Here is a 22,067-nt window from a genome sequence, read left to right as displayed (position 1 = left end):
TTATTCTTTTGTTACTTCGGTTAATATTTTTTTGCTGTCGATTTCCCACGTATTGAAACTACCATCACTATCAAGATCTGAAGTAGCGGTTGCACGAGCTGAAAAGGAATCATTTGAAGCTTCCAGGATTTCGATTTTGTAAACCGCTTGTCCACCTTCGTCAACTGTTTTTTCCTGTTCAAAACCAATTTCTTCTAAATTGCCTGAATATTTTGAATGTCTGTAGAAATAACTTTTTTCTAAACCATAAACCTGATTAAGCATGGCCTGAGCTTCAATTGCTTTGGCTTGTCCAATTACTGAGGTTTGGTTTGGCAATACCATTAGTAAAAGGATCCCAATGATGCATAATACAATTAAAATCTCTGTTAAAGAGTACGCTTTAACAAGCAGTCTTTGGTGTAATTTGTGGTATTTTTTAATCTTACTTAACATTTATATACTTTTTTATTTATTAAAATGTGTTAATTAATTGGCGTAAAAAACAAATTGGATTAACATTCTATTTATTTATTGATGATTTTACTCAGGTCAAACATTGGGGCATACATAGAAACCATAATCACCCCTACGATAGCTCCAATTACGATGATAATCATGGGTTCTAAAATGACTCCAATCATCTTGGTTTGGTGGCTTATTTCCTCATTATATTGCTCTGTTAATCTTTCAAACATGGTTTCAAGCTGGTTCACTTGTTCTGCCACTTCGACCATCGAAACCATTTTGTTTTCAAAGACACTGTGTTTTTTCAAACTTTCATTTAAAGACGCTCCTCTTGTGATGTCTTCTTTTATTTGATGAATGGCGATTTCAATAGGGTAGAAGCCTATCATTTTCGCTGTTAACGTCAATGAATTGATTAAGGTTGTTTTTGATGTAATCAATAAATTCATCGCCTGACAGAAACGCGAAATGTATATTTTACGGATCAGGTTTCCGAAATACGGAATCTTCAGAAGCATTTTAGTGGTAAACGATCTGTAACTATCTTTTTCCTTTAATGCCATGTGTATGACAATTAAAGCTACTATAACCCCAATTACAACAGAAAAAATCATCCCGGAATGATTCGAAATTTTTAAGATAATTTGTGTGCTTTTTGGCAATTCACTACCAAATTGCTTAAAAACAGAACTAAACATCGGAACCACTTTATTCAGCATGAAATACAAAACCAGTATCGTAACCAGCATGACAATTGTCGGATAAGTCATAACCGATATAATTTGTCTTTTCATTTGAATTTTTCGGTTGAAATATTTTTGTAATTCACCTAAAACTTCTTCCAATTTTCTAGTTTCTTCACCAATTTGAATGCTGTAATATTCGTAAGCCGAAAACTGATTAGTTTCACGCATCGATTCGTAAATACTTCTTCCTTCAACAACCTTTTCTTTGATCTCAAGAATTAATTCTTTTTCGAATTTATTAGCAGATTGGTTACTCAAAATTTCCAGTGCTTTTTTAAAATCGACACCAGATCTTAAAAGCATACCAAGCTCTCTGTAAAAAATTTCCTTTTTCTTGTCAGAAAGTTTTTTAGAGAACTGAAAAGAGCCGGTTTCAATTTTGAAATCCTTCTTTTCGGCCTTTGGCGCTTTATATGTGGTTAAATCAAAACTCATTATTTTTTCATTTTTTCTAATAATTCATTCGGATACACTCTTTTGTAAAATCGTAAATCCATTTCTTTTTCGTTTGATTCTATATTTAATTTGATCTTCTGAAAAACAAATTGCTCTGATTTGCTTCTAACAGTATCCACCATCATTTTGTTTAACTTAATTCTGAAAGTATCAATAAAGGTTTCACTGTTTCTTAAAATATAATCGTCTGAAAACTGATAAGAAACCCTTTCTCCTGTATAGCTATTAAAATCAATTTCACTTTCCAGAACCATCATTTTTTCTTTTTCAAAAATATCTTTATTCAAACTGTACGTCAATCGGTTTAAATCATTGACCAATTGATTTTGATTTTTAAAATCCAGCATTCTCCCGGTAATAATCGAAAAAATAACAAACAAAACGCCCATGATAATAGCTGTGATCGCCATACCAACTACAGCCTCAATAATAGAGAAGGCCGGGACTGATTTTGTGTTATTACGGATTTTGAACATAAAAACTTTTCTCGAATTTAAACTGTGTGCTGTCTTTGTATTGTATGGATATTTTTTTCAGATTATCGTTTACGGTTTCTTCCTCTATTAGCATATTTTCATTTTCACCCGATAAGGAATCACTTTTTAATTCAGACAAATAAAACAGTTCGTTGACTTTATTTTGTGTGCCATAAAATTTGACAGATGTTTTGGGTGTATAAACTGATGCAAAAATCATAACAGCAAAATACAGGCAAACCGAAATTATCGTCAATGCAATAACGGATTCTAATATAGAATTGGCTGACAGCTTATAATACCTTTTTGATAACACCATAAGTTGTTTTTTGAGTGTTGAACAATGGGATCGATATAAAATAATCCGGACGTTTTCCGGTATTAATTTCGATATTGCTAATCATGTTGTCATAGCTGGATGCTGCTGTTTTCAGGAAAAAGCGATTGGTATAAACAGAGCCGTAAACATTGCTTTTGAGCATTAGTTTTCCCGAACAATACAAATCACCAAAAAGTAATCCGTCTTCATCAATTTCGATTGTATTTTTGTCAATCAGGTTGTTGGTGTTGCCAAACAAAACGACTGCGCCGGTTATTTGGCATTCTTTTTTTATTTTAATTTTTGATTCGGTTTCGCTTTCATTATAGACACAAATTACTGATGGATAATTTAGCGTTACTTTTTCTTCTAGCTCAATTCCTTTTGTAGCAAATGCCTGTACAGTTCCTCTAAAACCTGCTTCAAAAGTTATTTTTGGCGCAATTAAAATGACATCTTCAAGTACTGTATTTTTTTTCACCCGAATAGAATCTCCAGATCGTAAAATGAAGTTTCCCTTAAATATGATATTCCCTAAATTTGATTGTACCTCAATCTCTTTTGTCGTATTAAAAAAGGAATTGTAATACAAAGAATCTTTAGGTTTTTCTATATCAGAAAGTTTTGTTTTTTCTGATTTTAATCCTTGAAATATCTTTTTGAATTCAGGATTAACTTCAGGTAATTGCGTTTCTGAAATAGTAATTTTTCCTTCTGCCGTTAGCTTATTTAAATCGTTGTTGATGTACGAAGTTTCAATAAAAGTACTTGGCAATTGATTGTTTCCAATAAGTTTTACACTTCCGGAATAAAACAATGATTTTGAGAAATTAGTCAGATAAACGGCATTTTTGTCCAGATTTCGTGCCCCGGCAAAGTGTACGGAAGAAACAGTGTCGTTTGAAATATAAGATTGCACTAAAACCAAAGAAAGTAATCCGTATGGTTTTGTTTCATAGCTGCCTTCGATACCTGAATTTTCGTCTTTTTCAATATCTGCAGAAACCATTTTATTCCCCAAAGCAAAATTTAAAACCGACTGATTCTGAATATAAAGTTCTTCCTGAAGATTATAATACAGATTCAGCTGGTTGTACAAATTGGAAAAGTACAACAATGCCCCGCAAATTATAGATACAATTAAGCACACATAAATGGCATATAACAAACTATGAGCCTTAACCATTTTTTGGAGCTTTATCTTTCTTTTTGAAAAGATTTTTAAAGAAGGTTTCTACTTTAGAATCTTTTTTAGGTTCATTTCTAGTTTGTTTTTTAGCCTCTTTCTTTGCGGCTTTTTGTGCTTTTTTGGCAGCAGCTTCAGCTTCCGCATCTTTTTTAGCTTTTTCTTTTGCTAATGTTTTTTCTTCTTTTGTTTTGGACTTAAGAGCAGCGAGTTTGGCAGCATCAGAAGTGGCTTCTAATTCCTTTTGATTATCTTTACTGTTTTCCAGCTTGATATTTTCTTGTTTGATTCTGTATTTTTCAGATTTGGTAAAAGTTTCTTTTTTCTTGACAATTACACCTTTTTTGTAGGTAGTGATTTCTTTGCTTTCGACATTTGTCCATTTTCCGGTTTTCAAGTCCGAGCAGAATTTTCCATTTTCGACCAAATTACCGTTTTCATCGTATCTAAAATATTTCCCCGAGCGCAAACCTTTGCAATAAGATAGGGTAGTGGCCAAAACACCATTTGAATGCCAGGTTTTCCATAAACCAACACGAAGGCCTTCTTTAAACTGACCTTGTTCTGCCAGTTGATTGCTGTGGTACATTTTGGTGAATTTATCATCAAGCAAATCTCCGGCAATACCGCCCTGAGCTTCGTGAATAAGACCTCCTTTAAACCAATAATAAGTTTTTGCAGTTTTAGGTTTTACTTTTTTATCTGTAGTATAAAATTCATATCTGAAATCTTTGTCAGAAATTCTTTTTATTGTGTAAGGGTCGCCAAAAGAGACCAAAACAAAGGCGAAAAAAACAAGAATATAGCGTGGTATTGTATAGGTTTTCAAGTGGCAGTTTTAATTTTTAAATGTGGGGCAATCTACTTTTATTAAAATTGTTGTTGTTTACATTATTCCGGCAATACTCTTTGTATTTAAGTTATCTCGGATAGGCAAAACTATTTTATATTTTTCTACTTTTTTTACGGTTTCCCACATTTTGGGTTATTTTTTATTTTTGTTCCTTATTAGTTGTTAAGTAGATACTCAAAAAATTGCCTTGCGCATCATGTTTGTAGTAGGTTGTGGTGGTTTTAGTATTGTAGCTACCGTTTTTGCAATTCGGTTTCCTAAACCATCGTACTCAAAGCTAATAACGATTCCGTTACTTTTTGTAACCGATTTTACTTTTCCATCGACACGCCAGTCAATATCAATACCTTCCTGTTTGTCTTTTGTCAACTAACCAATAGAATCTTATTCGTAGTTTTCATCGGCAGTTTGGTTGTCAATATCTAAAGAGGTATCATTAGGGTTTGTTTCACTATTCGAAAATACTTGGCAATAGCATCGTTAATACGTCTTAATTGGTTTGTACCGATTTTCCTTAGTGATGGTTTTAGAGTTTTGGGGCGGTTAAAAAAGAAGAAACCCTTAGCAGAACTAAGGGTTTCTAACGAAAATGCTGAAGCATGCGCGTATGATAAATTAGCAGTTTTTTGGATGTTTTTAATTATGGTTTGAACCATATCGTTCACAAGAATATTGTAAAGCCTGTAAACGGTTGATTTTAACAGGATTTTTTATGCTTTTGATCTAATTTTCAACATTTAAGGTCATAGAAGTATAATCATAAGAAATATTGTCAATTCTAAACATGTCTTTTGTTATACTCAATTGCTCAAAATTCATTTTTTTATAAAGTCTGATCGCTGGAATATTATTTGTCAAAACCTGCAAATCAATCCAACTAATTTTGCGATTATTTCGACAATAGTCAATAATAAATTCTAATAAATTTTGACCAATTTTCAAATTTCTAAAATTACTGTCAACACCCATTCCAAGTAAAACTCTATGTTCTGCATTTAACTGATTTTGAGAACGAATGTCAATGTGTCCAACAATTTTGTTTTCTTCATTTAGTGCAACCCAAATTTTTCTCCATCCAATTCCCTCATTTTTGTTATTCATTCCATCCTCAAATTTTGCTTTCCATTCGTCCGAAAGTTCAGATTGATTTTTAGAAAGCGGTTGAAAAAGTGTTATTCCCTTCTGGCCATTTTCAGAAAGATGAATTTTCAAGTATTGAAAAAAATCGTCAAGTTTGTCTTTATTTAACTCTTTAATTGAAATCATTTACAAATTATTTTGATTAAGTCAATATTGATTTGTGTTGTTATGGTTTAATCATTAACTTGATTAGCTCCAATACAATTGCTAATATATAGTTTTTATATAAGAAGAATTGTTTTTAGTTTTAATTACAGCTATATATAATTGTGTAAATAGATTTGAATAATATTGCCAATGCCATTTAAAAACTAAGAATATTTAGATAGGTAAATCCTTCAATAAAGATTCGAATTTTGTACCTAGAGGCACTATAAATTAAAGACTTCCAAAGTCATTTGATTTTGGAAGTTTTTATTGTAATATTTTTACTAAAAATTATTTCATCAGGCTTATCTGCCTAAATGTTTTTGTTTTCTTTCAAATATACCATTGCCTCTTTTACTGCTTGTATCGAATTTTTTGGATTAAAACCCAATTCTGTCCTTGCTTTTGTGATGTCAAAATCTTGTTGAAGCCCTGAAAACATTGCAATGTCTTTAGTGCTCAATAAAGGTGCTTTACCATTTAGCCAACTGCCAATTTCCATAAACCAGGCGATCGTGAATAATATAGGTTTTGGAACTGCTAAAGGAAGTTTTATTTTCAAGTCTGGAAATAGCTCTTGTGCAATTTGAGTTGTTGCTTTTATGGAAGTACATTTTTCATTTGCTAAAATATAGCGTTCTCCATTTTTTCCTTTTGTGGCTGCTAAATAACAGCCTTCAGCAACGTCTTTTACATCAATCCAATTTAAAGTGATGTTTGTTTCAACGGGTATCTGCTTTTCAAGAATTAAAGAGATAATGTTATAAGAAACACTCAAAGGTTTGAAGGCGCTGCTCCCAATCATTGCAGATGGTAAAACGGCAACTATTTCTATCTTGTATTTTTGGGCCAATTCAAAAGCTAACTTTTCTCCGTCATTTTTTGAATTGTAATACATATCCCGGCGGTCAGGATTTTGTCCATAACTTTCTTTAGTAGGTAGTTTGGAATAATTTAGGGCCGCAATAGAGCTTACATACACAATTCGTTTTACGCCTGCTTCTGCTGCGGCTTCAACAATATTTTTTGTACCTTCAAGATTAACATCATAAATTTCTTTTTTAGGATCTTTGGCCCAAAGTTTAAAGACTGCTCCAACTGCATAAAATGTTTCCACACCTTGCAAAGCGTTTACTAAGGATTGTTTATCCGAAATATCAGATTGAACCACTTCACAATTTAAACCAATAAAAGGTTCTTTATTTTTGATATTGCGAACTGAAGCTCTTACAGGAATACCCTTGCTGATAAGCAATCTTACTAAGTTATTGCCAAGATGCCCATTTGCACCTGTAACCAGGGCTAAATTTTTCTGTACCATTTTGTTTAATTTTTATTACGGCACAAAATTGGGAGATGATTTTTCAAATATGCTTCACAAATGTTACTTAATCATTTGTTTTCTAATTCTACTCAAACTTTTTGGGTTCATTCCTAAAAAAGAAGCAATGTATTGAAGAGGTACATTGTGTAGAATTTGAGGATAATTGTTAATTAACTTTTTGTAACGCTGTTCTGCCGTTAAGGTTGCTAAATCTTTTGAGCGGTTTTCGTTGTACGTAATTGATTGCTGAAATACCCAGGTACTAAAATCCCTAAATACGGAACTATTTTGAACAAGAAAGTCCAGGTCAACTTTAGCAATTCTTAAAAGCACACATTCAGTAATGCATTCTACATTTTCATTAGATTTTGTAAAGTTGATAAAATGGCTATAAGAAGTGATAAATCCTGGGGGACAGTTGATATGGGTTGTAATTTCGTCGCCTGAATTATTGTAGTGAAACAATCGCATAAAACCCGATACAACAAAATAAAGATATTTCGGGACTATGCCTTCTTGTTCAATAATTTTATTTTTTGAAAATGATACAGGTTCAAAATACTTTTCGCATAATTCTTTATCGTAGTCAGCAAGTGCAACTTTTGTAGCTATCAGATTCAATAATTGGTCATGCATTTCTTAAAAATTAGAAGGTCGGTATGATGTTTAGGCTGTTGTCTCAGGATTGTTGCTAAATTGTTTATTGGAGTCATAAAATACCACCAACATACTTTTTTTTCGATTAATGTTGCGTTATAAGCTGTCTCATTCTTGAAGCGAATATAACAAATATTTTTACTGCAGTTAATTGCTTTTTTTAATTGAAATAGAAATATGTTAATGGAGCAGGAGTATAACACCGCGATTGGTGTTAACGCATTTTTTTATTCAGTTTCTGCCTAAAATTTTGCTATCGCTCTCTGTAATTAACCTTTTTCAATGCTGGGTTTATAGCTGCTAAAATAATTCTGTATTGGGCTTAAAATTATAAATGTGTAAGTTTTAATTATAATTTATTAGCAAATTGTATGTAAATTCATCATTAAGCAAGATATAGTGTAAAAAACGGATAATATAGTATTAGCATGTGGTAATATAAACATTTTCGTTAACTCTGATTTAACATAATTTTACAAGTGTCAATAATACACTAACCAATATTGTTAAATTATGAAACCAACCACACAAGCTTTTAAAAGTACAGCAACATCCTGTTACAGAGATAAGATGTTCTATACAATTTTATTTCTGTTTGTTGTTTTTAGCGCTTTCTCGCAACAGAAGATCAGCGGTAAAATCACAGATGCAAATAATGTCCCGCTTCCCGGGGTCTCAGTTTTGGAAAAAAATACAATCAATGGAGTTGCAAGTGATTTCGATGGGAATTTTGAAATAACGACCAAGGGAAATAACGCGATATTAGTTTTTTCCTATTTAGGTTTAAAAACCAAAGAACTAAAAACAGATGGTAAAAAGATTCTGAATGTAATTCTGGAATCGGATGTAAATGAGTTAACAGAAGTTGTTTTAATTGGATATGGTACTCAAAAAAGAGGCGAAGTTACCAGCGCAGTTGCGACAGTAAAAGCAAAAGATTTTACGCAAGGTGCCATTCGTGATGCTTCGGAGTTAATAAAGGGAAAAGTGGCCGGTCTTAGTATTTCAAACGGCTCAGGAGATCCAGGGGCAGGACCATCAGTTTCTTTGCGTGGAATTTCATCTCTGCAGGGAGGGACTGCACCACTTGTTTTAATTAATGGAATTCCAGGAAGTTTAAACAGCGTAGCGCCAGAAGAAATTGCTTCGATAGACGTACTTAAAGATGCATCTGCTGCCGCTATTTATGGAACCAGAGGAGCAAATGGTGTTATTTTGATTACTACAAAAACAGTAGATAAGGATATTCAAACAACAATGACTTTTACCCAGTATACAGCACTATCAAATTTTGCAAAAAGAGCTGATTTTCTTAATGCATCGCAAATGAGACAATTGCTTGCAGATGGTGTAAAAATGCCTTTTAAAGATGAAGGTTATGATACAAATTGGTTAGACGAAATTTCCAGAACAGGTGTAACACTTAATAATAACCTGGGTTTAAAAGGAGGAAATGCGCAGTCAAATTATGTAGCAAACGTAAATTATATTACACAGGAGGGAACCTTTAATAAGTCTTATAATGATGAGTTCAGGGTATCCTTTGATGGTAATCACTCGATGTTCGACAATTTATTAAAAATCAATTTGAACTTATTAAGCGGAAGGCAGAAAATGGGCGCTTTGGGCGATGGGAATTCTTTCAACAGCAACATTTACAGACAAGCGTTAATCAGAAACCCTACAGACAGACCACAAAACGATGACGGCAGCTGGACACAGACCGACAGGTTTCAATACTCAAATCCTGTAGCGATGATAGAGGAAACTGATGGACTGATTGAAAACGATTGGACAAGGCTGAGCTCTACCATTACCCTGAACCTTTTGCCGGGATGGGAAAACAAACTTTTACTGGCAACACAAAGAAATACAAGTTTCAGTGGCTATTCAGAAAGTAAGAAACATTATTCTAATACCAATCAGGGCAGAAACGGTTTTGCCTCTAAAAGTTCAGGTGAAAGCCAAACTGATAACCTTGAATTCACTTCAAGATATGCCAAAACATTAGGGAAACATAGTTTCAGTGTTATGGGAGGATACAGTTACCAATACAATTCTAATGAAGGATTCTGGGCAAATAACTTCGACTTCCCTACAGATGCCTATTCCTATTATAATTTAGGTGCAGGTAAAGCCCTAAAAGACGGACTTGCCGGAATGTCCAGTTTTAAGAACGATAATAAATTAGTGGGTTTCTTTGGAAGGGCAAGCTACGGTTACGATAATAAATACCATTTATTAGCCAGTATCAGAAGGGAAGGTTCTTCCAAATTTGGTACTAACTACAAATGGGGAACGTTTCCTTCTGTGTCTGCCGGATGGACCATCAGCAACGAATCATTTTTAAAAGACATTTCAGTTATCAATAATTTAAAATTTCGTGCAGGATATGGAGAAACCGGTGTAATTCCTAATGATTCTTATTTGTCACAGACTTTGTATCAGTATGAAGGATATTTCTATAATAACGGAGAATGGGTACAAGGTTTAGAACCAGCAAGTAATCCAAATCCTGATTTGCGTTGGGAGAAAACACAAGAGCTAAATTTGGGAGTAGATTTTGCCTTTTTCAATAACAGAATAAGCGGAAGTGTAGATGTTTACAACAAAAAAACAAAAGATATGCTGTGGGATTATACTGTACCAACTCCTCCATACTTATACCCAAGTATTAAAGCCAATGTTGGACAAATGGAAAACAAAGGAATTGAAGTATTATTAAATATTGTACCGGTTAGGACTAAAGATTTTGAGTGGACATCAATAATGACATTTTCTCACAACAAAAACAAATTAACAAGTTTATCCAACGATCTATATGAAATTGAAGGAAATTTTATCAATACAGGTGATGCCGGAGATCCAATTTCATTCTCAACTCACCGTTTAGAAGTAGGGCAGTCAATAGGTAATTTCTGGGGATTAAAATCAGTTGATATTACAGATAATGGTAAATGGATCATCGAAACGAAAGACGGAACAAGAAAAACCTTAACGCCGGATTTATACAATGATGAAAATAAACAATATCTCGGAAACGGTATTCCGGCTTATTATACAGGATGGACCAATACCTTTAAATATAAAAGTTTTGATTTAGGTATTGTTCTTAATGGGGCCTATGATTTCCAAATCCTGAATTTCCAGCGTATGTTTTATGAAAACCCGACGATCAACTATAACATGCTGACTTCTGCGCATGATAAGGTATACGGGAAAACAGAGCTTAATTATTCTCAAACCTATGTAAGTTATTATATAGAAGACGGGGATTATGTGAAACTGGATAACGTTACCTTAGGGTACACTCTTGATCTAAAAGGCTTAAAATTCATCAATTCGGCAAGAGTATATGCGTCAGGCTCAAACCTTGCAACTATTACGGGGTATAAAGGAATTGATCCTGAACTTATAAGAAATCCTCAAGATGTCTTATCATGGGGGAATGACAGGCGTGACAAGTATCCTTCAAGCCGCACCTTTACATTGGGAATTAACGTAACCTTTTAATTAATAGTATTATGAAAAAGTCAAATAACAAATATAAAATTGCGCTCTTCTCTATATTGCTTTCCTGCGCTGCATGTACAGATTTAGATGAAACGCTATACAGTGATATTTCGGCAGAAAAAACACAATTAACGGCAGAGGATTTAACCAATATTATTGGTCCTGCCTTTAGCAAATTCAGAGATGTTTATTGGGGATGGAACGGGCTTTTTGATCTTTATGAAGAGTCATCGGATTTGATTGTAACACCATTCAGAAATGGAATCGGCTGGGGCGATTTGTACATTACCATGCACATGCATACATGGGGACCGACTTTAGGACATATTGATGGTTTATGGTACAATGCTTATGCTGGAATAAACAGTGCCAATAGAGCCATGTATCAAATCGAAAACTTAGAAGGTATTGAAAATAAAGAAATCTATATCAATGAACTTAGGGCTTTAAGAGCCATGTACTACTATTTGTTGTACGATAACTTTAGAAGAGTGCCGCTGGTTACCACTTATGATTTGCCTAAAGGATATTTACCAACCCAAAATACAGATAAGGAAGTGTATGATTTTATCGAAAAAGAACTCCTTGAAACTATGCCAAGTTTAAGTGAGGCCAATACACAGGCAACCTATGGCAGGGTTACCAAATGGACAGCAAAAATGACGCTGGCAAAGTTGTACCTGAATTCTGAGGTATATACTGGAACAGCAAAATGGAACCAGGCATTAAACCAGGTAAATGATATAATCGCAAGCGGAAAATTTAGCCTGGCCAGTAATTATTCTGATCCTTTTTTAATAAAAAACGAGGCATCAGTTGAGGAAATATTTACAATTCCTTTTGATGATAAATTTGCAGGAGGATCTTATTATCCATATAAAACCCTTTACGGGGCAAGTCAGGCTACATTTGATCTCTCTGGATCGCCTTGGGGAGGAAGCGGTGGAATTCCTCAGTTTATCGATACCTATGACTCCGATGATGAACGTTTGAAAGATTCATGGCTTGGAGGTCTGCAATATACTAAGTCTGGAGAACCTTTGATTTTAGAAAGTGGACAGCAGTTGAATTATATCAATTATATGTCTGATGTAAACGGTACAGAATACAATGAAGGATATCGCTTTGTAAAATATGAAATTGGGTCAGGTACTGTTGCCGGTACTGCAAATGATGTACCTTTTTACAGGTACACCGATGCACTGATGATAAAAGCAGAATGCCTCTTAAGAACCGGCAACGCCTCAGGAGCCACCGCTATCGTTACCGAAATAAGACAGCGTGCATTCAAGAGAACAGATCCTGCAAAAGCAAGTGTTTCCGGAACTAAATTATTGGGAGGCAGTGTTTACAAATATGGTGAATATTCCAACGGAACAATTACAAAATTAGAAGGTGGAAGTGATGTTCAATATGGTGGTTTCCTTGATGAATTAGCATGGGAATTTGTCGGTGAGCATCACCGAAAACAAGATTTGATCAGATTTGGTGTATACACTAAAAAATCATGGTTTTCTCATAAACCAAACGGTGGGTTTAGAATTGTATTTCCTATACCTCAAAGCCAAATGGACTCCAATCATAATTTGACACAGAATACAGGATATACAAACTAAGGTTAAAAATATAAAAAATTTACAAGTTGGTTACTTGTAATTATAAGTGTGTGAAAAGCTATTCCTATTCAGGGATGGCTTTTCATTTTAAAGTCATCCCATTATGAAATATAAAATACAAATCATAAAAATCTGTTTTTTTATCATAGTTTCTCAAACCTCGATTTATGGTCAAAAAAGAAATAAAACGGTCAATACAGTAATAAAAATGGATTATTCCGTTGCCTTTCAGGAACCGGAATCTCATTACATTGAAGTGACTTTAAATTTTGATAAGCTTTTGTCTTCGCAAACAAATTTGATACTTCCGGTCTGGACACCGGGCTATTATTTAATTTTAGATACACCAAGATATATTGTAGATTTTGATGTCGCAGATGCTGTTGGAAACAAAATAAAATGGAGTAAAAAAACTAAAAATTGCTGGGTAGTAGAAAACGGTAAAACATCTGCTATACGAGTAAAATACAGGGTTTTTGCCAATAAGAAATCGGTAGCAGAATCCTATGTAGATGCAGATAAAGCATTTTTGATGCCCAACACTATTTTCATGCATGTAGAAAAGGCGCTCAATAACCCGGTAACACTAAGAATCAATCGCTATAAAAACTGGAAAAAAGTGTCCACGGGATTACAGTCAACAGCTCAGGACAGTTTAATTTTTACAGCCAAAAATATCGATACTTTTTATGACAGCCCCATTTATTTAGGCAGTCAAAAAATAATAAATTTTGCACATGAAGGAAAATCCTATTCTTTAGGAATTGTAACTCCACAAGGATTAAAGGAAGGAAAATTCATCTCGGATCTTAAAAAAATAATGACAGCGACAACGGCAATCATGAAAAAGGTACCCTATGATGATTACACTTACATTATGATGGAATCTGGAGGTGGCGGTCTGGAACATTGGAACTCTCAGGCTATTTTTACCAACGGAAATTTCGATTTTAAATCCGATCAGCAGTACACTGATTTTTTAAATTTTGTAACCCATGAGTATTTTCATCTCTACAACGTAAAGGCAATCCGTCCTATAGAATTAGGTCCCTTTGACTATAACAAGGAGAATTATACGTCAATGTTATGGGTTTCGGAAGGATTTACCGTTTACTATGAATATATCATTATGATCAATGCAGGATTACTTGATGGCAAAGAAGCTTTGAAATATATAACAGAATCCATAAAAAGATATGAAAACATTGAAGGAAGCAAGCACATGTCGTTATCAGGATCTAGTTTTGATATCTGGCTGAACTTTTTTAATAATGAAGAGAATGCCAAACAAACTACAATATCCTACTACAACAAAGGTCCCGTAATTGGCTTTTTATTGGATCTTGAAATAAGGAACAACACTCATAACCAAAAAGCATTGGACGATGTGATGCGTTTTTTATACAATGAATATTATGAGAAAAAAGGAAGAGGATTTACCGAAGCCGAATTCTGGCAGGCATCTGAACAAATCGCAGGAAAATCATTAGCAGAAATAAAATCTTATGTTGATACCGTAAAAGAAATAGATTATCAAAATATTTAAAATATGCAGGACTTCAGATCGATTTGAGTCCGATAAATTCTAATTCAAAAAAGAATGATTTAATAGAGAAAAATTTTGAAATAAAGGAATTACCTGATGCTTCTCCTTTAGAAATGGAAATCAGAAAATCTATTTTCAAATTCTAATTTAACTAATTTGGGAACGATAATGCGAAGGAGAGACTCCTTTTAATTCCTTAAACTTTCTGTTGAAATTGGCAATGTCCTGAAATCCGCAAAGCTCAGATATGGAGGCTATCGAGAGATCTTTTTTATGGTGTAGTAATTTGCAGGCATTTTCAATTCTGATTTCAATCAAAAACTGAAAAAAAGTCTTATTGGTGCGTTTTTTAAAATAACGGCAAAATGCATTTTTACTCATATTGGCCTTCTCGGCCACTTCGTCCAAAGTAATATTCTGATGATAATATTCGATTGCATATTCAAAAACGGCGCTCATTCTTCTTCCTTCATCATCGGTATATTTCTTTTTGTAAACAAAGGAGGAAAGAGGTGTTTTTTCTGAAGTAATAATAATGTTTATGATCTTTAAAAATGAAGCAATACGCTGTATTTTATTCTGTTTTCTTAGCTTGGTAAAATGATGAATTATTTTCTTTTGGTTCGATAGTATTTTCATACCATATTCAGATTCCTTAAAAAAATCTTCGAGACTGCTCATATCATTAAGACTGAAAAAATCTTTTCCAAAGGAGGTTTTGGTAAAAAATAAAGTCAGCATCACAGATTCGGGACTGGCCTCAGTATTACTTCTAAAAACATGAGGGATATTCTCACCAATTACCAAAATATCTTCTTCCTTATAATCGTTTATCGAATCTCCAACAATTAAAGTTCCTGAACCTTTTGCAATATAGCTAATCTGAATTTCTTCATGCTGATGCAGCTGATCATAGAAAACACGTTCAATATCTTCCTGATAAATAAGGGCTTCTCTCTCGGTTTTAGGTATTTTAAAAGGTAGAATTTTCAACTTAATGTTTTTAGATATGTAAATATTATCAAAAAAAACAGATTATACAACAGATATGGTAATATAGTATTGATAAAGGCTAATAATGACACAGGAGCTCTTTTGTTTAAGCTTTATTTTTGATAAAAATTGAGAATATGAAAATAAATTGGGATGGCGTAATGCCGGCTGTAACGACAAAGTTTACAGCAGAAGGTCAATTGGACCTTGTAATGTTCGAAAAAAATATTAAAGCACAAATTGATGCTGGAGTTAATGGAATCATACTGGGGGGAACTCTTGGTGAAGCCAGTACATTAACCAAAGAAGAAAAAGAGGTTTTAATAAATAACACTTTACGAATAGTGGAAGGGAAAATTCCCGTTATCGTAAATATTGCAGAACAAACCACAAGCGAAGCGATAACTTTGGCAAAACGCGCTGAAGAATTAGGCGTAAATGGTCTTATGCTTTTGCCGCCAATGCGATACAAAGCAACAGATTATGAAACAGTGGTCTATTTCAAAGAAATTGCAAAAAGTACTTCATTGCCTATTATGATTTACAACAATCCTGTAGATTATAAAATTGAGGTAACACTTGACATGTTCGAAGAACTTTTAAAACTGGAAAATATTCAGGCAGTTAAAGAGTCGACAAGAGACATCAGTAACGTAACGAGAATCAGAAACCGTTTTGGAGACCGATTAAAAGTACTTTGTGGTGTTGATACTTTAGCACTTGAAAGTTTAGTGGCTGGAGCCGATGGCTGGGTTGCCGGTTTGGTAGTGGCCTATCCTGCTGAAACGGTTGCAATTTATAAATTGGTAAAAGCTGGCAAAGTTGCTGAAGCACTAGCTATCTACAGATGGTTCATGCCATTATTAGAATTGGATATTTCTCCGCAATTGGTGCAAAATATCAAACTAGCCGAAGTAGCAACAGGACTTGGAACAGAAAATGTAAGAGCACCAAGATTGCCTTTGCAGGGAGCTGAAAGAGAACGTGTTTTGACCATCATTGATTCAGCAATGAAAAACAGACCGGTTTTGCCAGCGTATAAAAATATTTAATTAAAGTTTAAAAGAAAGCGATGACGACAGGTAAAAATTATATTGGAGACGTGCTTTCCGCAAAAGGTAAAACGACATATAAAACCATAAACCCAGAACAAAATTCTGAAAATGAAACAGTTTTTTATGAAGCTACCGAAGATGAAATTTCTCAGGCCGTACTTTTAGCCGAAGAAGCTTTTAAAACATACGGAACAATTGAAGACGTAAAAAAAGCTAATTTTCTGGAAGCGATAGCAGAAGAAATTGAAGCACTTGGCGAAGATTTATTAGTAAGCTACATTAAGGAATCAGGCCTTCCGGAAGGAAGAGCAAATGGAGAACGCGCAAGAACAACCGGGCAGTTAAGAGCATTTGCAACCATGCTTAGAGAAGGTTCGTGGGTTGAAGCAATCATTAATAAAACAGAAGGCAAACCAGACATCCGAAGATTACAGATTCCAATTGGACCTGTAGTTGTTTTTGGAGCCAGTAATTTTCCTCTTGCCTTTTCTACAGCTGGAGGAGATACTGCAAGCGCACTGGCAGCCGGCTGCCCTGTGGTGGTGAAATCGCATCCGCTTCATGCCGGAACAGGTGAAATGGTAGCTTCGGCAGTTATTAAGGCAGCCAAAAGAACAGGAATGCCAAATGGTGTTTTCTCCAATCTCAACAGCAGCGGTACAGCAGTGGGAACCGCTTTAGTAGAACATCCTTCAATTAAGGCAGTTGGATTTACAGGAAGTACTAAAGGAGGCATAGCGCTTTGCAAAGCTGCAGCAAATAGAGCTATCCCAATTCCGGTTTACGCCGAGATGGGAAGTATTAATCCGGTGATTGTTTTACCCTCTGCTTTGAAAACAGATGTTGAAAAATGGGCTAAAAATTATGCCGGATCGATTGTGGCAGGAACGGGTCAGTTTTGCACAAATCCCGGTCTTATTTTAGGAATAAAAAGCAACGAACTGGATTATTTTATTACTATTTTAGCTTTAGAGATTGATAAATTAGAACCAACTTGCATGCTGAATCCTAATATCAAAAAGCAATATGAAACCCTGAAATCAGAAGTGCTTGGACAGGAAGGATATACACAGCAAACAACTTTAAACAGAGAAGTAAAACCAAATTATGCATTGCAAAATGTAATTACGGTCGATGGCGATACTTTCTTAAAAAACAGAACGTTTCATCAGGAGGTTTTCGGCCCTTTTTCTGTTGTCGTTAAATGTGATGATATTCAGCAGCTCAATGAAATTATTTTGGATTTAGAAGGACAATTGACCGGAACCATTTTAAATGCTGATCTAAAAGAATATGAAGATTTCAAAGAAGTAATTGAAAATCTTAAAAATAAAGTCGGACGCTTAATTTTTAATAATGTTCCTACCGGTGTAGAGGTTTGTTCGGCAATGACACACGGTGGACCTTTTCCCGCAAGTTCAGACAGCAAATTTACCTCAGTAGGATTAACTGCAGTCAAAAGATGGGTTCGGCCGGTAACTTTTCAGGATTGGCCGGATGAGTTGCTTCCACAAGCACTGCAGGATAAAAATCCGTTAGGAATTAATAGAATAGTAAATGATATAGTAACCCAGAACACCATTTAATATATGCCTAGAAAAACCTTTTTTTGCGTAGATGCTCATACCTGTGGAAATCCCGTAAGAGTTGTAGCCGGTGGTGGTCCCAATTTGATTGGAAACAATATGAGCGAGAAACGCCAGTATTTCCTAAAAGAATTCGACTGGATTCGTAAAGGACTTATGTTTGAACCCCGGGGTCATGACATGATGAGTGGCAGTATATTGTATCCGCCCAGTGATCCTGAAAATGATTTCGGAATCTTATTTATAGAGACTTCCGGTTGTCTGCCTATGTGCGGCCACGGAACAATTGGAACTATAACTATTGCTATTGAAGAAGGATTAGTTATCCCTAAAATTCCCGGGAAGATAAAAATGGAAGCTCCGGCAGGTTTGGTTCAAATAGAATACCAACAAACCGGAAAAAAAGTGGATTGGGTTCGATTGACCAACGTAAAATCATATTTAGCAGCTGAAGGTTTGACTGTTGATTGTCCGGAATTAGGCGAAATTGTTTTTGATGTCGCTTATGGCGGAAATTATTACGCTATTGTAGATCCGCAGCAGCATTTTTCAGGCGTTCAGGATTTTACAGCCGGAAAAATTGTGCAGTACAGTCAGGAAGTTCGAAAACGCATTAACGAGAAATATCCAAATCTTTTCATTCATCCTGAAAATGACACCATTCGTGATGTGAGTCATATGCTCTGGACAGGAGATCCTATTGATCCGGCTTCATCCGGTAGAAATGCTGTTTTCTATGGTGACAAAGCGATTGACCGCTCGCCATGCGGAACCGGAACTTCAGCCAGAATAGCGCAGCTTCATGCCAAAGGGAAACTCAAAAAAGGGGAAGACTATATTCATGAAAGTTTTATTGGAAGCAAATTTATCGGACGGGTTGAAGAAGAAACTTCAATAGGAGATATTAAAGCCATTGTACCAAGCATTCAGGGCTGGGCAAAAGTTTACGGATATAATAACATCATTATTGATGAAGATGATGATCCGTACGCATTTGGTTTTCAGGTAATTTAAAAAAATGATAATGTAAAAAAACATTGGTTTACAGAATACTTTCCTGCCAATGATTTGAAATTTATAATACTAATGAAAAAAGTCAGTATAATTGGGGGAGGGATAATAGGTTTGTGTTCAGCTTATTATTTAGCCAAAGAAGGTTTTGAAGTAGTTGTTTTTGATAAATCAGATATGAATGACGGCTGTTCTTACGGAAATGCGGGAATGATTGTTCCTTCGCATATAATTCCCCTGGCACAGCCCGGTATGATTGCACAGGGAATAAAATGGATGTTTGACAGCCAGAGTCCGTTTTATGTGAAACCAAGATTAAGCATGGATTTAATAAAATGGGGATTGCAGTTCTATAAACATGCCAATTTAAAACATGTCGAAAAAGCAATGCCGGCTCTCTGTGATTTATCACTTTTGAGTAAAGAACTTTATCAGGATTTTGCAAGGCAGAACAACTCTTTTTTTTATGAAGAAAAAGGACTTTTAATGCTGTATAAAACGGATAAAACCGCCGAAGAAATTCATCACGAAGGAAAATTGGCAGAAGAATTAGGCTTAGAAGTTGATTTCCTGTCAAAAGATGAGGTCTCAAAATTAGAAACAGGAACGGCTACAAACGTCATTGGCGGTGTACATTATAAAAGCGATGCGCATGTTTATCCTCAAAAATTCATGCAGTTTTTAAAAGAACAATTAAATCACTTAAAAGTACAAATTCATCCTTTGACAACCGTAAGTGATTTTGTTTTAAAGAATAATACCGTTGCTGAAATCATAACAGATAAAGGCAGTTTTGCAACAGATGAGGTTGTTTTGGCAACAGGATCATGGAGCCCGCACATCGCTAAAAAATTGAATGTCAATATATCAATATTACCCGGGAAAGGCTACAGCTTTACGTTAAAAGATCAAAACCACAAACCTTCAATTCCAAGTATTTTGTGTGAAGGAAAAGTCGCGGTTACGCCTATGAATAGCGATATTCGTTTTGGAGGAACAATGGAAATAACACACACCGATGACACCAAAATCAATCAGAACAGATTGCAGGGAATTGTAAATTCCATCAATGATTTTTATCCGGACTTAAAAATTGAAATGCCAAAAGAAGAAGATACATGGTTCGGATTCAGACCTTGTACACCTTCCGGAATGCCAATAATTGCCCGAGATAAAAAACTTAAAAATCTAACTTTGGTTACAGGGCATGCCATGATGGGCTTAAGCCTGGCACCTGCAACAGGAAAAATTGTAACAGAGATTATTTCCGGAAAAACTACTTCTGTAGACATGCAAATGTTTCAACTATAAAAAATCAGTTTCATTTTTTTAAATGAAGCTGATTTTTTTTCAATAATGCTATTGCGATTTTAAATTGTTCATTCAAAAAGGAAATCTAAATATTAACCAAATTTAGAATTTGAATGGATTTTATAATCTGAACCAAATAAACAACAAAAAATGAAAGACCAAAACCACGAAGAATTTAAAAAAGAATTAGGGCTTCTCGACGGAACCATGCTTGTTGTAGGTTCCATGATTGGATCCGGAATATTTATTGTAAGTGCCGATATTGCCAGACAAGTAGGTTCGACCGGATGGCTCATTTTAATATGGCTCATTTCAGGAATTATTACGATGATTGCCGCAGTAAGTTACGGAGAATTAAGTGCCATGTTTCCCAATGCAGGCGGACAATATGTTTACTTAAAAGAAGCCTACAATAAATTAATTGCCTTTTTGTATGGCTGGAGCTTTTTTGCCGTCATTCAAACCGGAACCATTGCGGCAGTGGGAGTGGCATTTTCAAAATTTGCAGCTTATTTGATTCCGGCTGTTAGTGATGAAAATGTTTTATATGAAATAGGCAGTTTTAAACTCAATGTAGCACAGATTGTTTCTATTGTGACCATTATTTTTCTGACCTATTTAAACACGCGAGGAGTAAAAAACAGTAAAATTTTGCAAACCATTTTAACCATTATAAAAATAGTATCTATTTCAGGACTAATCATTTTCGGATTTACCTTGGCTGCTAAAGCTTCTATTTGGAATGCCAACTGGACAGATGCCTGGACGCCACATTCTTTTAACACAGAAACAGGTTCGTGGATGTCAATTAATACTACAGCATTAATTTCCGGAATATCTGCTGCCATGGTTGGGACCTTGTTTTCAAGTGATTCCTGGACTGGTGTAACTTTTATTGCAGGAGAAATTAAGAATCCAAAAAGAAATGTGGGTTTAAGCATGTTTCTCGGAACTTTAATTGTAACCATTATTTATGTATTAACCAATTTAATGTATGTAGCTGTTATTCCGCTTAGCGAAATTGCAACAGCAAAATCTGATAGGGTAGCAGTGGTCGCTTCAGATTATATTTTTGGAGATATTGGAACGCTTATTATTGCCCTTATGATTATGATATCGACCTTTGCCTGTAATAACGGATTAATTATGGCTGGGGCCAGAGTCTATTATACCATGGCAAATGACGGTTTGTTCTTTAAAAAAGCAGCGCTGCTAAACCACGCAAGTGTTCCTGCCTGGGCACTGTGGGCACAATGTATTTGGGCTTCAGTATTATGTCTTACAGGTAAATACGGAGATTTATTAGACTTTGTAATTATCATTGTCCTGATTTTCTACATTCTGACTATTTACGGGATTATGCGTCTTCGTAAAAAAATGCCAGATGCAGTTCGCCCGTACAAAGCAATCGGATATCCATTTTTACCCTTATTGTATATTGTTATTGCCTCGGCTGTTTGTGTTTCTTTATTGTTCACAAAATTTTCAACCTGTGGCTGGGGCGTTTTAATTATGCTGATGGGTATTCCGATTTATTATTTAATTAAAGAAAAAACTTCAAATTAATTTTAGCTTTTAGTTTAAACCTGACAGTTTTTGAAAACCTGTCAGGTTTAATATCGAAAGAATATTTAAAATTTACTTTTTCTTATTTTTATGCTGCTAAGAAAAACTTGATTTCAACC

At 34.7% G+C, this 22,067-nt stretch carries 19 protein-coding genes; 8 read left to right on the top strand and 11 right to left on the bottom strand.

Annotation, left to right across the window (positions count from 1 at the left end; all coding sequences use genetic code 11):
• The 10 genes from IHE43_RS20650 to IHE43_RS20605 form a co-directional block, all read right to left on the bottom strand.
• Positions 1–435, bottom strand: coding sequence for a type IV pilin protein (locus IHE43_RS20650; RefSeq protein WP_192185660.1), 435 nt, complete (start codon positions 433–435; stop codon positions 1–3).
• Between the two features lie 71 nt (positions 436–506).
• Positions 507–1,628 carry a type II secretion system F family protein gene (locus IHE43_RS20645; protein WP_192185659.1) on the bottom strand — a complete coding sequence of 374 codons (1,122 nt, stop codon included), beginning with the start codon at positions 1,626–1,628 and terminating at the stop codon, positions 507–509.
• Positions 1,628–2,125: a type II secretion system protein J gene (locus IHE43_RS20640; protein WP_192185658.1), complete on the bottom strand. Its 498-nt coding sequence runs from the start codon at positions 2,123–2,125 to the stop codon at positions 1,628–1,630. Before IHE43_RS20640 ends, IHE43_RS20645 begins: the two co-directional genes overlap by 1 nt.
• Positions 2,109–2,444 carry a hypothetical protein gene (locus tag IHE43_RS20635; RefSeq protein WP_192185657.1) on the bottom strand — a complete coding sequence of 112 codons (336 nt, stop codon included), beginning with the start codon at positions 2,442–2,444 and terminating at the stop codon, positions 2,109–2,111. Before IHE43_RS20635 ends, IHE43_RS20640 begins: the two co-directional genes overlap by 17 nt.
• Entirely contained in the window at positions 2,419–3,630 is a 1,212-nt protein-coding gene (locus IHE43_RS20630) for a hypothetical protein (protein WP_192185656.1), read from the bottom strand. The genes IHE43_RS20635 and IHE43_RS20630 overlap by 26 nt, the downstream gene beginning before the upstream one ends.
• Complete coding sequence (locus tag IHE43_RS20625) at positions 3,623–4,459, bottom strand: toxin-antitoxin system YwqK family antitoxin (protein ID WP_192185655.1); 837 nt, start codon at positions 4,457–4,459, stop codon at positions 3,623–3,625. Before IHE43_RS20625 ends, IHE43_RS20630 begins: the two co-directional genes overlap by 8 nt.
• Before the next feature lie 198 nt (positions 4,460–4,657).
• Positions 4,658–4,852, bottom strand: coding sequence for an RHS repeat protein (locus IHE43_RS20620; RefSeq protein ID WP_192185654.1), 195 nt, complete (start codon positions 4,850–4,852; stop codon positions 4,658–4,660).
• Positions 4,853–5,206: 354 nt separating this feature from the next.
• A complete protein-coding gene (locus tag IHE43_RS20615) occupies positions 5,207–5,749 on the bottom strand; it encodes a GNAT family N-acetyltransferase (RefSeq protein ID WP_192185653.1) in 543 nt (180 codons plus the stop codon).
• 334 nt (positions 5,750–6,083) lie between these two features.
• Positions 6,084–7,091 (bottom strand): NAD-dependent epimerase/dehydratase family protein, encoded by a 1,008-nt coding sequence (locus IHE43_RS20610; RefSeq protein WP_192185652.1) that lies wholly within the window; start codon positions 7,089–7,091, stop codon positions 6,084–6,086.
• A 63-nt stretch (positions 7,092–7,154) separates the two neighbouring features.
• On the bottom strand, positions 7,155–7,730 hold the full coding sequence (locus tag IHE43_RS20605) for a Crp/Fnr family transcriptional regulator (protein ID WP_192185651.1): 576 nt from the start codon (positions 7,728–7,730) through the stop codon (positions 7,155–7,157).
• Between the two features lie 534 nt (positions 7,731–8,264).
• On the opposite strand from IHE43_RS20605, the gene IHE43_RS20600 reads away from it, so the two are divergent.
• The 3 genes from IHE43_RS20600 (at position 8,265) to IHE43_RS20590 (ending at position 14,426) form a co-directional block, all read left to right on the top strand.
• A complete protein-coding gene (locus IHE43_RS20600; protein ID WP_192185650.1) occupies positions 8,265–11,264 on the top strand; it encodes a SusC/RagA family TonB-linked outer membrane protein in 3,000 nt (999 codons plus the stop codon).
• A gap of 11 nt (positions 11,265–11,275) precedes the next feature.
• Complete coding sequence (locus tag IHE43_RS20595) at positions 11,276–12,880, top strand: RagB/SusD family nutrient uptake outer membrane protein (RefSeq protein ID WP_192185649.1); 1,605 nt, start codon at positions 11,276–11,278, stop codon at positions 12,878–12,880.
• 103 nt (positions 12,881–12,983) lie between these two features.
• A complete protein-coding gene (locus IHE43_RS20590; protein WP_192185648.1) occupies positions 12,984–14,426 on the top strand; it encodes a M61 family metallopeptidase in 1,443 nt (480 codons plus the stop codon).
• A gap of 147 nt (positions 14,427–14,573) precedes the next feature.
• Here IHE43_RS20590 and IHE43_RS20585 read toward each other — a convergent pair whose 3' ends face one another.
• A complete protein-coding gene (locus IHE43_RS20585; RefSeq protein WP_192185647.1) occupies positions 14,574–15,419 on the bottom strand; it encodes an AraC family transcriptional regulator in 846 nt (281 codons plus the stop codon).
• Positions 15,420–15,556: 137 nt separating this feature from the next.
• On the opposite strand from IHE43_RS20585, the gene IHE43_RS20580 reads away from it, so the two are divergent.
• The 5 genes from IHE43_RS20580 to IHE43_RS20560 all read left to right on the top strand — a co-directional run bounded on the left by IHE43_RS20580 (position 15,557) and on the right by IHE43_RS20560 (position 21,948).
• A complete protein-coding gene (locus tag IHE43_RS20580) occupies positions 15,557–16,471 on the top strand; it encodes a dihydrodipicolinate synthase family protein (protein ID WP_192185646.1) in 915 nt (304 codons plus the stop codon).
• A gap of 20 nt (positions 16,472–16,491) precedes the next feature.
• On the top strand, positions 16,492–18,060 hold the full coding sequence (locus IHE43_RS20575) for an aldehyde dehydrogenase (NADP(+)) (RefSeq protein WP_192185645.1): 1,569 nt from the start codon (positions 16,492–16,494) through the stop codon (positions 18,058–18,060).
• A gap of 3 nt (positions 18,061–18,063) precedes the next feature.
• On the top strand, positions 18,064–19,074 hold the full coding sequence (locus IHE43_RS20570) for a 4-hydroxyproline epimerase (protein WP_192185644.1): 1,011 nt from the start codon (positions 18,064–18,066) through the stop codon (positions 19,072–19,074).
• A 72-nt stretch (positions 19,075–19,146) separates the two neighbouring features.
• Positions 19,147–20,382: an FAD-binding oxidoreductase gene (locus IHE43_RS20565; protein ID WP_192185643.1), complete on the top strand. Its 1,236-nt coding sequence runs from the start codon at positions 19,147–19,149 to the stop codon at positions 20,380–20,382.
• 150 nt (positions 20,383–20,532) lie between these two features.
• Complete coding sequence (locus tag IHE43_RS20560; protein WP_192185642.1) at positions 20,533–21,948, top strand: APC family permease; 1,416 nt, start codon at positions 20,533–20,535, stop codon at positions 21,946–21,948.
• The last annotated feature ends 119 nt before the right edge of the window (positions 21,949–22,067 follow it).

This window comes from Flavobacterium sp. MDT1-60 (genome assembly GCF_014844035.1).
GTDB lineage: Bacteria > Bacteroidota > Bacteroidia > Flavobacteriales > Flavobacteriaceae > Flavobacterium.
Note: the sequence above shows the minus strand (reverse complement) of the source record. Positions and strands in the feature narration are given on the sequence as shown.

Coding starts and splice junctions, on each gene's coding strand:
- IHE43_RS20650 (WP_192185660.1), bottom strand. CDS start 435: ATGTTAAGTAAGATTAAAAAATACCACAAATTACACCAAAGACTGCTT.
- IHE43_RS20645 (WP_192185659.1), bottom strand. CDS start 1,628: ATGAGTTTTGATTTAACCACATATAAAGCGCCAAAGGCCGAAAAGAAG.
- IHE43_RS20640 (WP_192185658.1), bottom strand. CDS start 2,125: ATGTTCAAAATCCGTAATAACACAAAATCAGTCCCGGCCTTCTCTATT.
- IHE43_RS20635 (WP_192185657.1), bottom strand. CDS start 2,444: ATGGTGTTATCAAAAAGGTATTATAAGCTGTCAGCCAATTCTATATTA.
- IHE43_RS20630 (WP_192185656.1), bottom strand. CDS start 3,630: ATGGTTAAGGCTCATAGTTTGTTATATGCCATTTATGTGTGCTTAATT.
- IHE43_RS20615 (WP_192185653.1), bottom strand. CDS start 5,749: ATGATTTCAATTAAAGAGTTAAATAAAGACAAACTTGACGATTTTTTT.
- IHE43_RS20610 (WP_192185652.1), bottom strand. CDS start 7,091: ATGGTACAGAAAAATTTAGCCCTGGTTACAGGTGCAAATGGGCATCTT.
- IHE43_RS20605 (WP_192185651.1), bottom strand. CDS start 7,730: ATGCATGACCAATTATTGAATCTGATAGCTACAAAAGTTGCACTTGCT.
- IHE43_RS20600 (WP_192185650.1), top strand. CDS start 8,265: ATGAAACCAACCACACAAGCTTTTAAAAGTACAGCAACATCCTGTTAC.
- IHE43_RS20595 (WP_192185649.1), top strand. CDS start 11,276: ATGAAAAAGTCAAATAACAAATATAAAATTGCGCTCTTCTCTATATTG.
- IHE43_RS20590 (WP_192185648.1), top strand. CDS start 12,984: ATGAAATATAAAATACAAATCATAAAAATCTGTTTTTTTATCATAGTT.
- IHE43_RS20580 (WP_192185646.1), top strand. CDS start 15,557: ATGAAAATAAATTGGGATGGCGTAATGCCGGCTGTAACGACAAAGTTT.
- IHE43_RS20575 (WP_192185645.1), top strand. CDS start 16,492: ATGACGACAGGTAAAAATTATATTGGAGACGTGCTTTCCGCAAAAGGT.
- IHE43_RS20570 (WP_192185644.1), top strand. CDS start 18,064: ATGCCTAGAAAAACCTTTTTTTGCGTAGATGCTCATACCTGTGGAAAT.
- IHE43_RS20565 (WP_192185643.1), top strand. CDS start 19,147: ATGAAAAAAGTCAGTATAATTGGGGGAGGGATAATAGGTTTGTGTTCA.
- IHE43_RS20560 (WP_192185642.1), top strand. CDS start 20,533: ATGAAAGACCAAAACCACGAAGAATTTAAAAAAGAATTAGGGCTTCTC.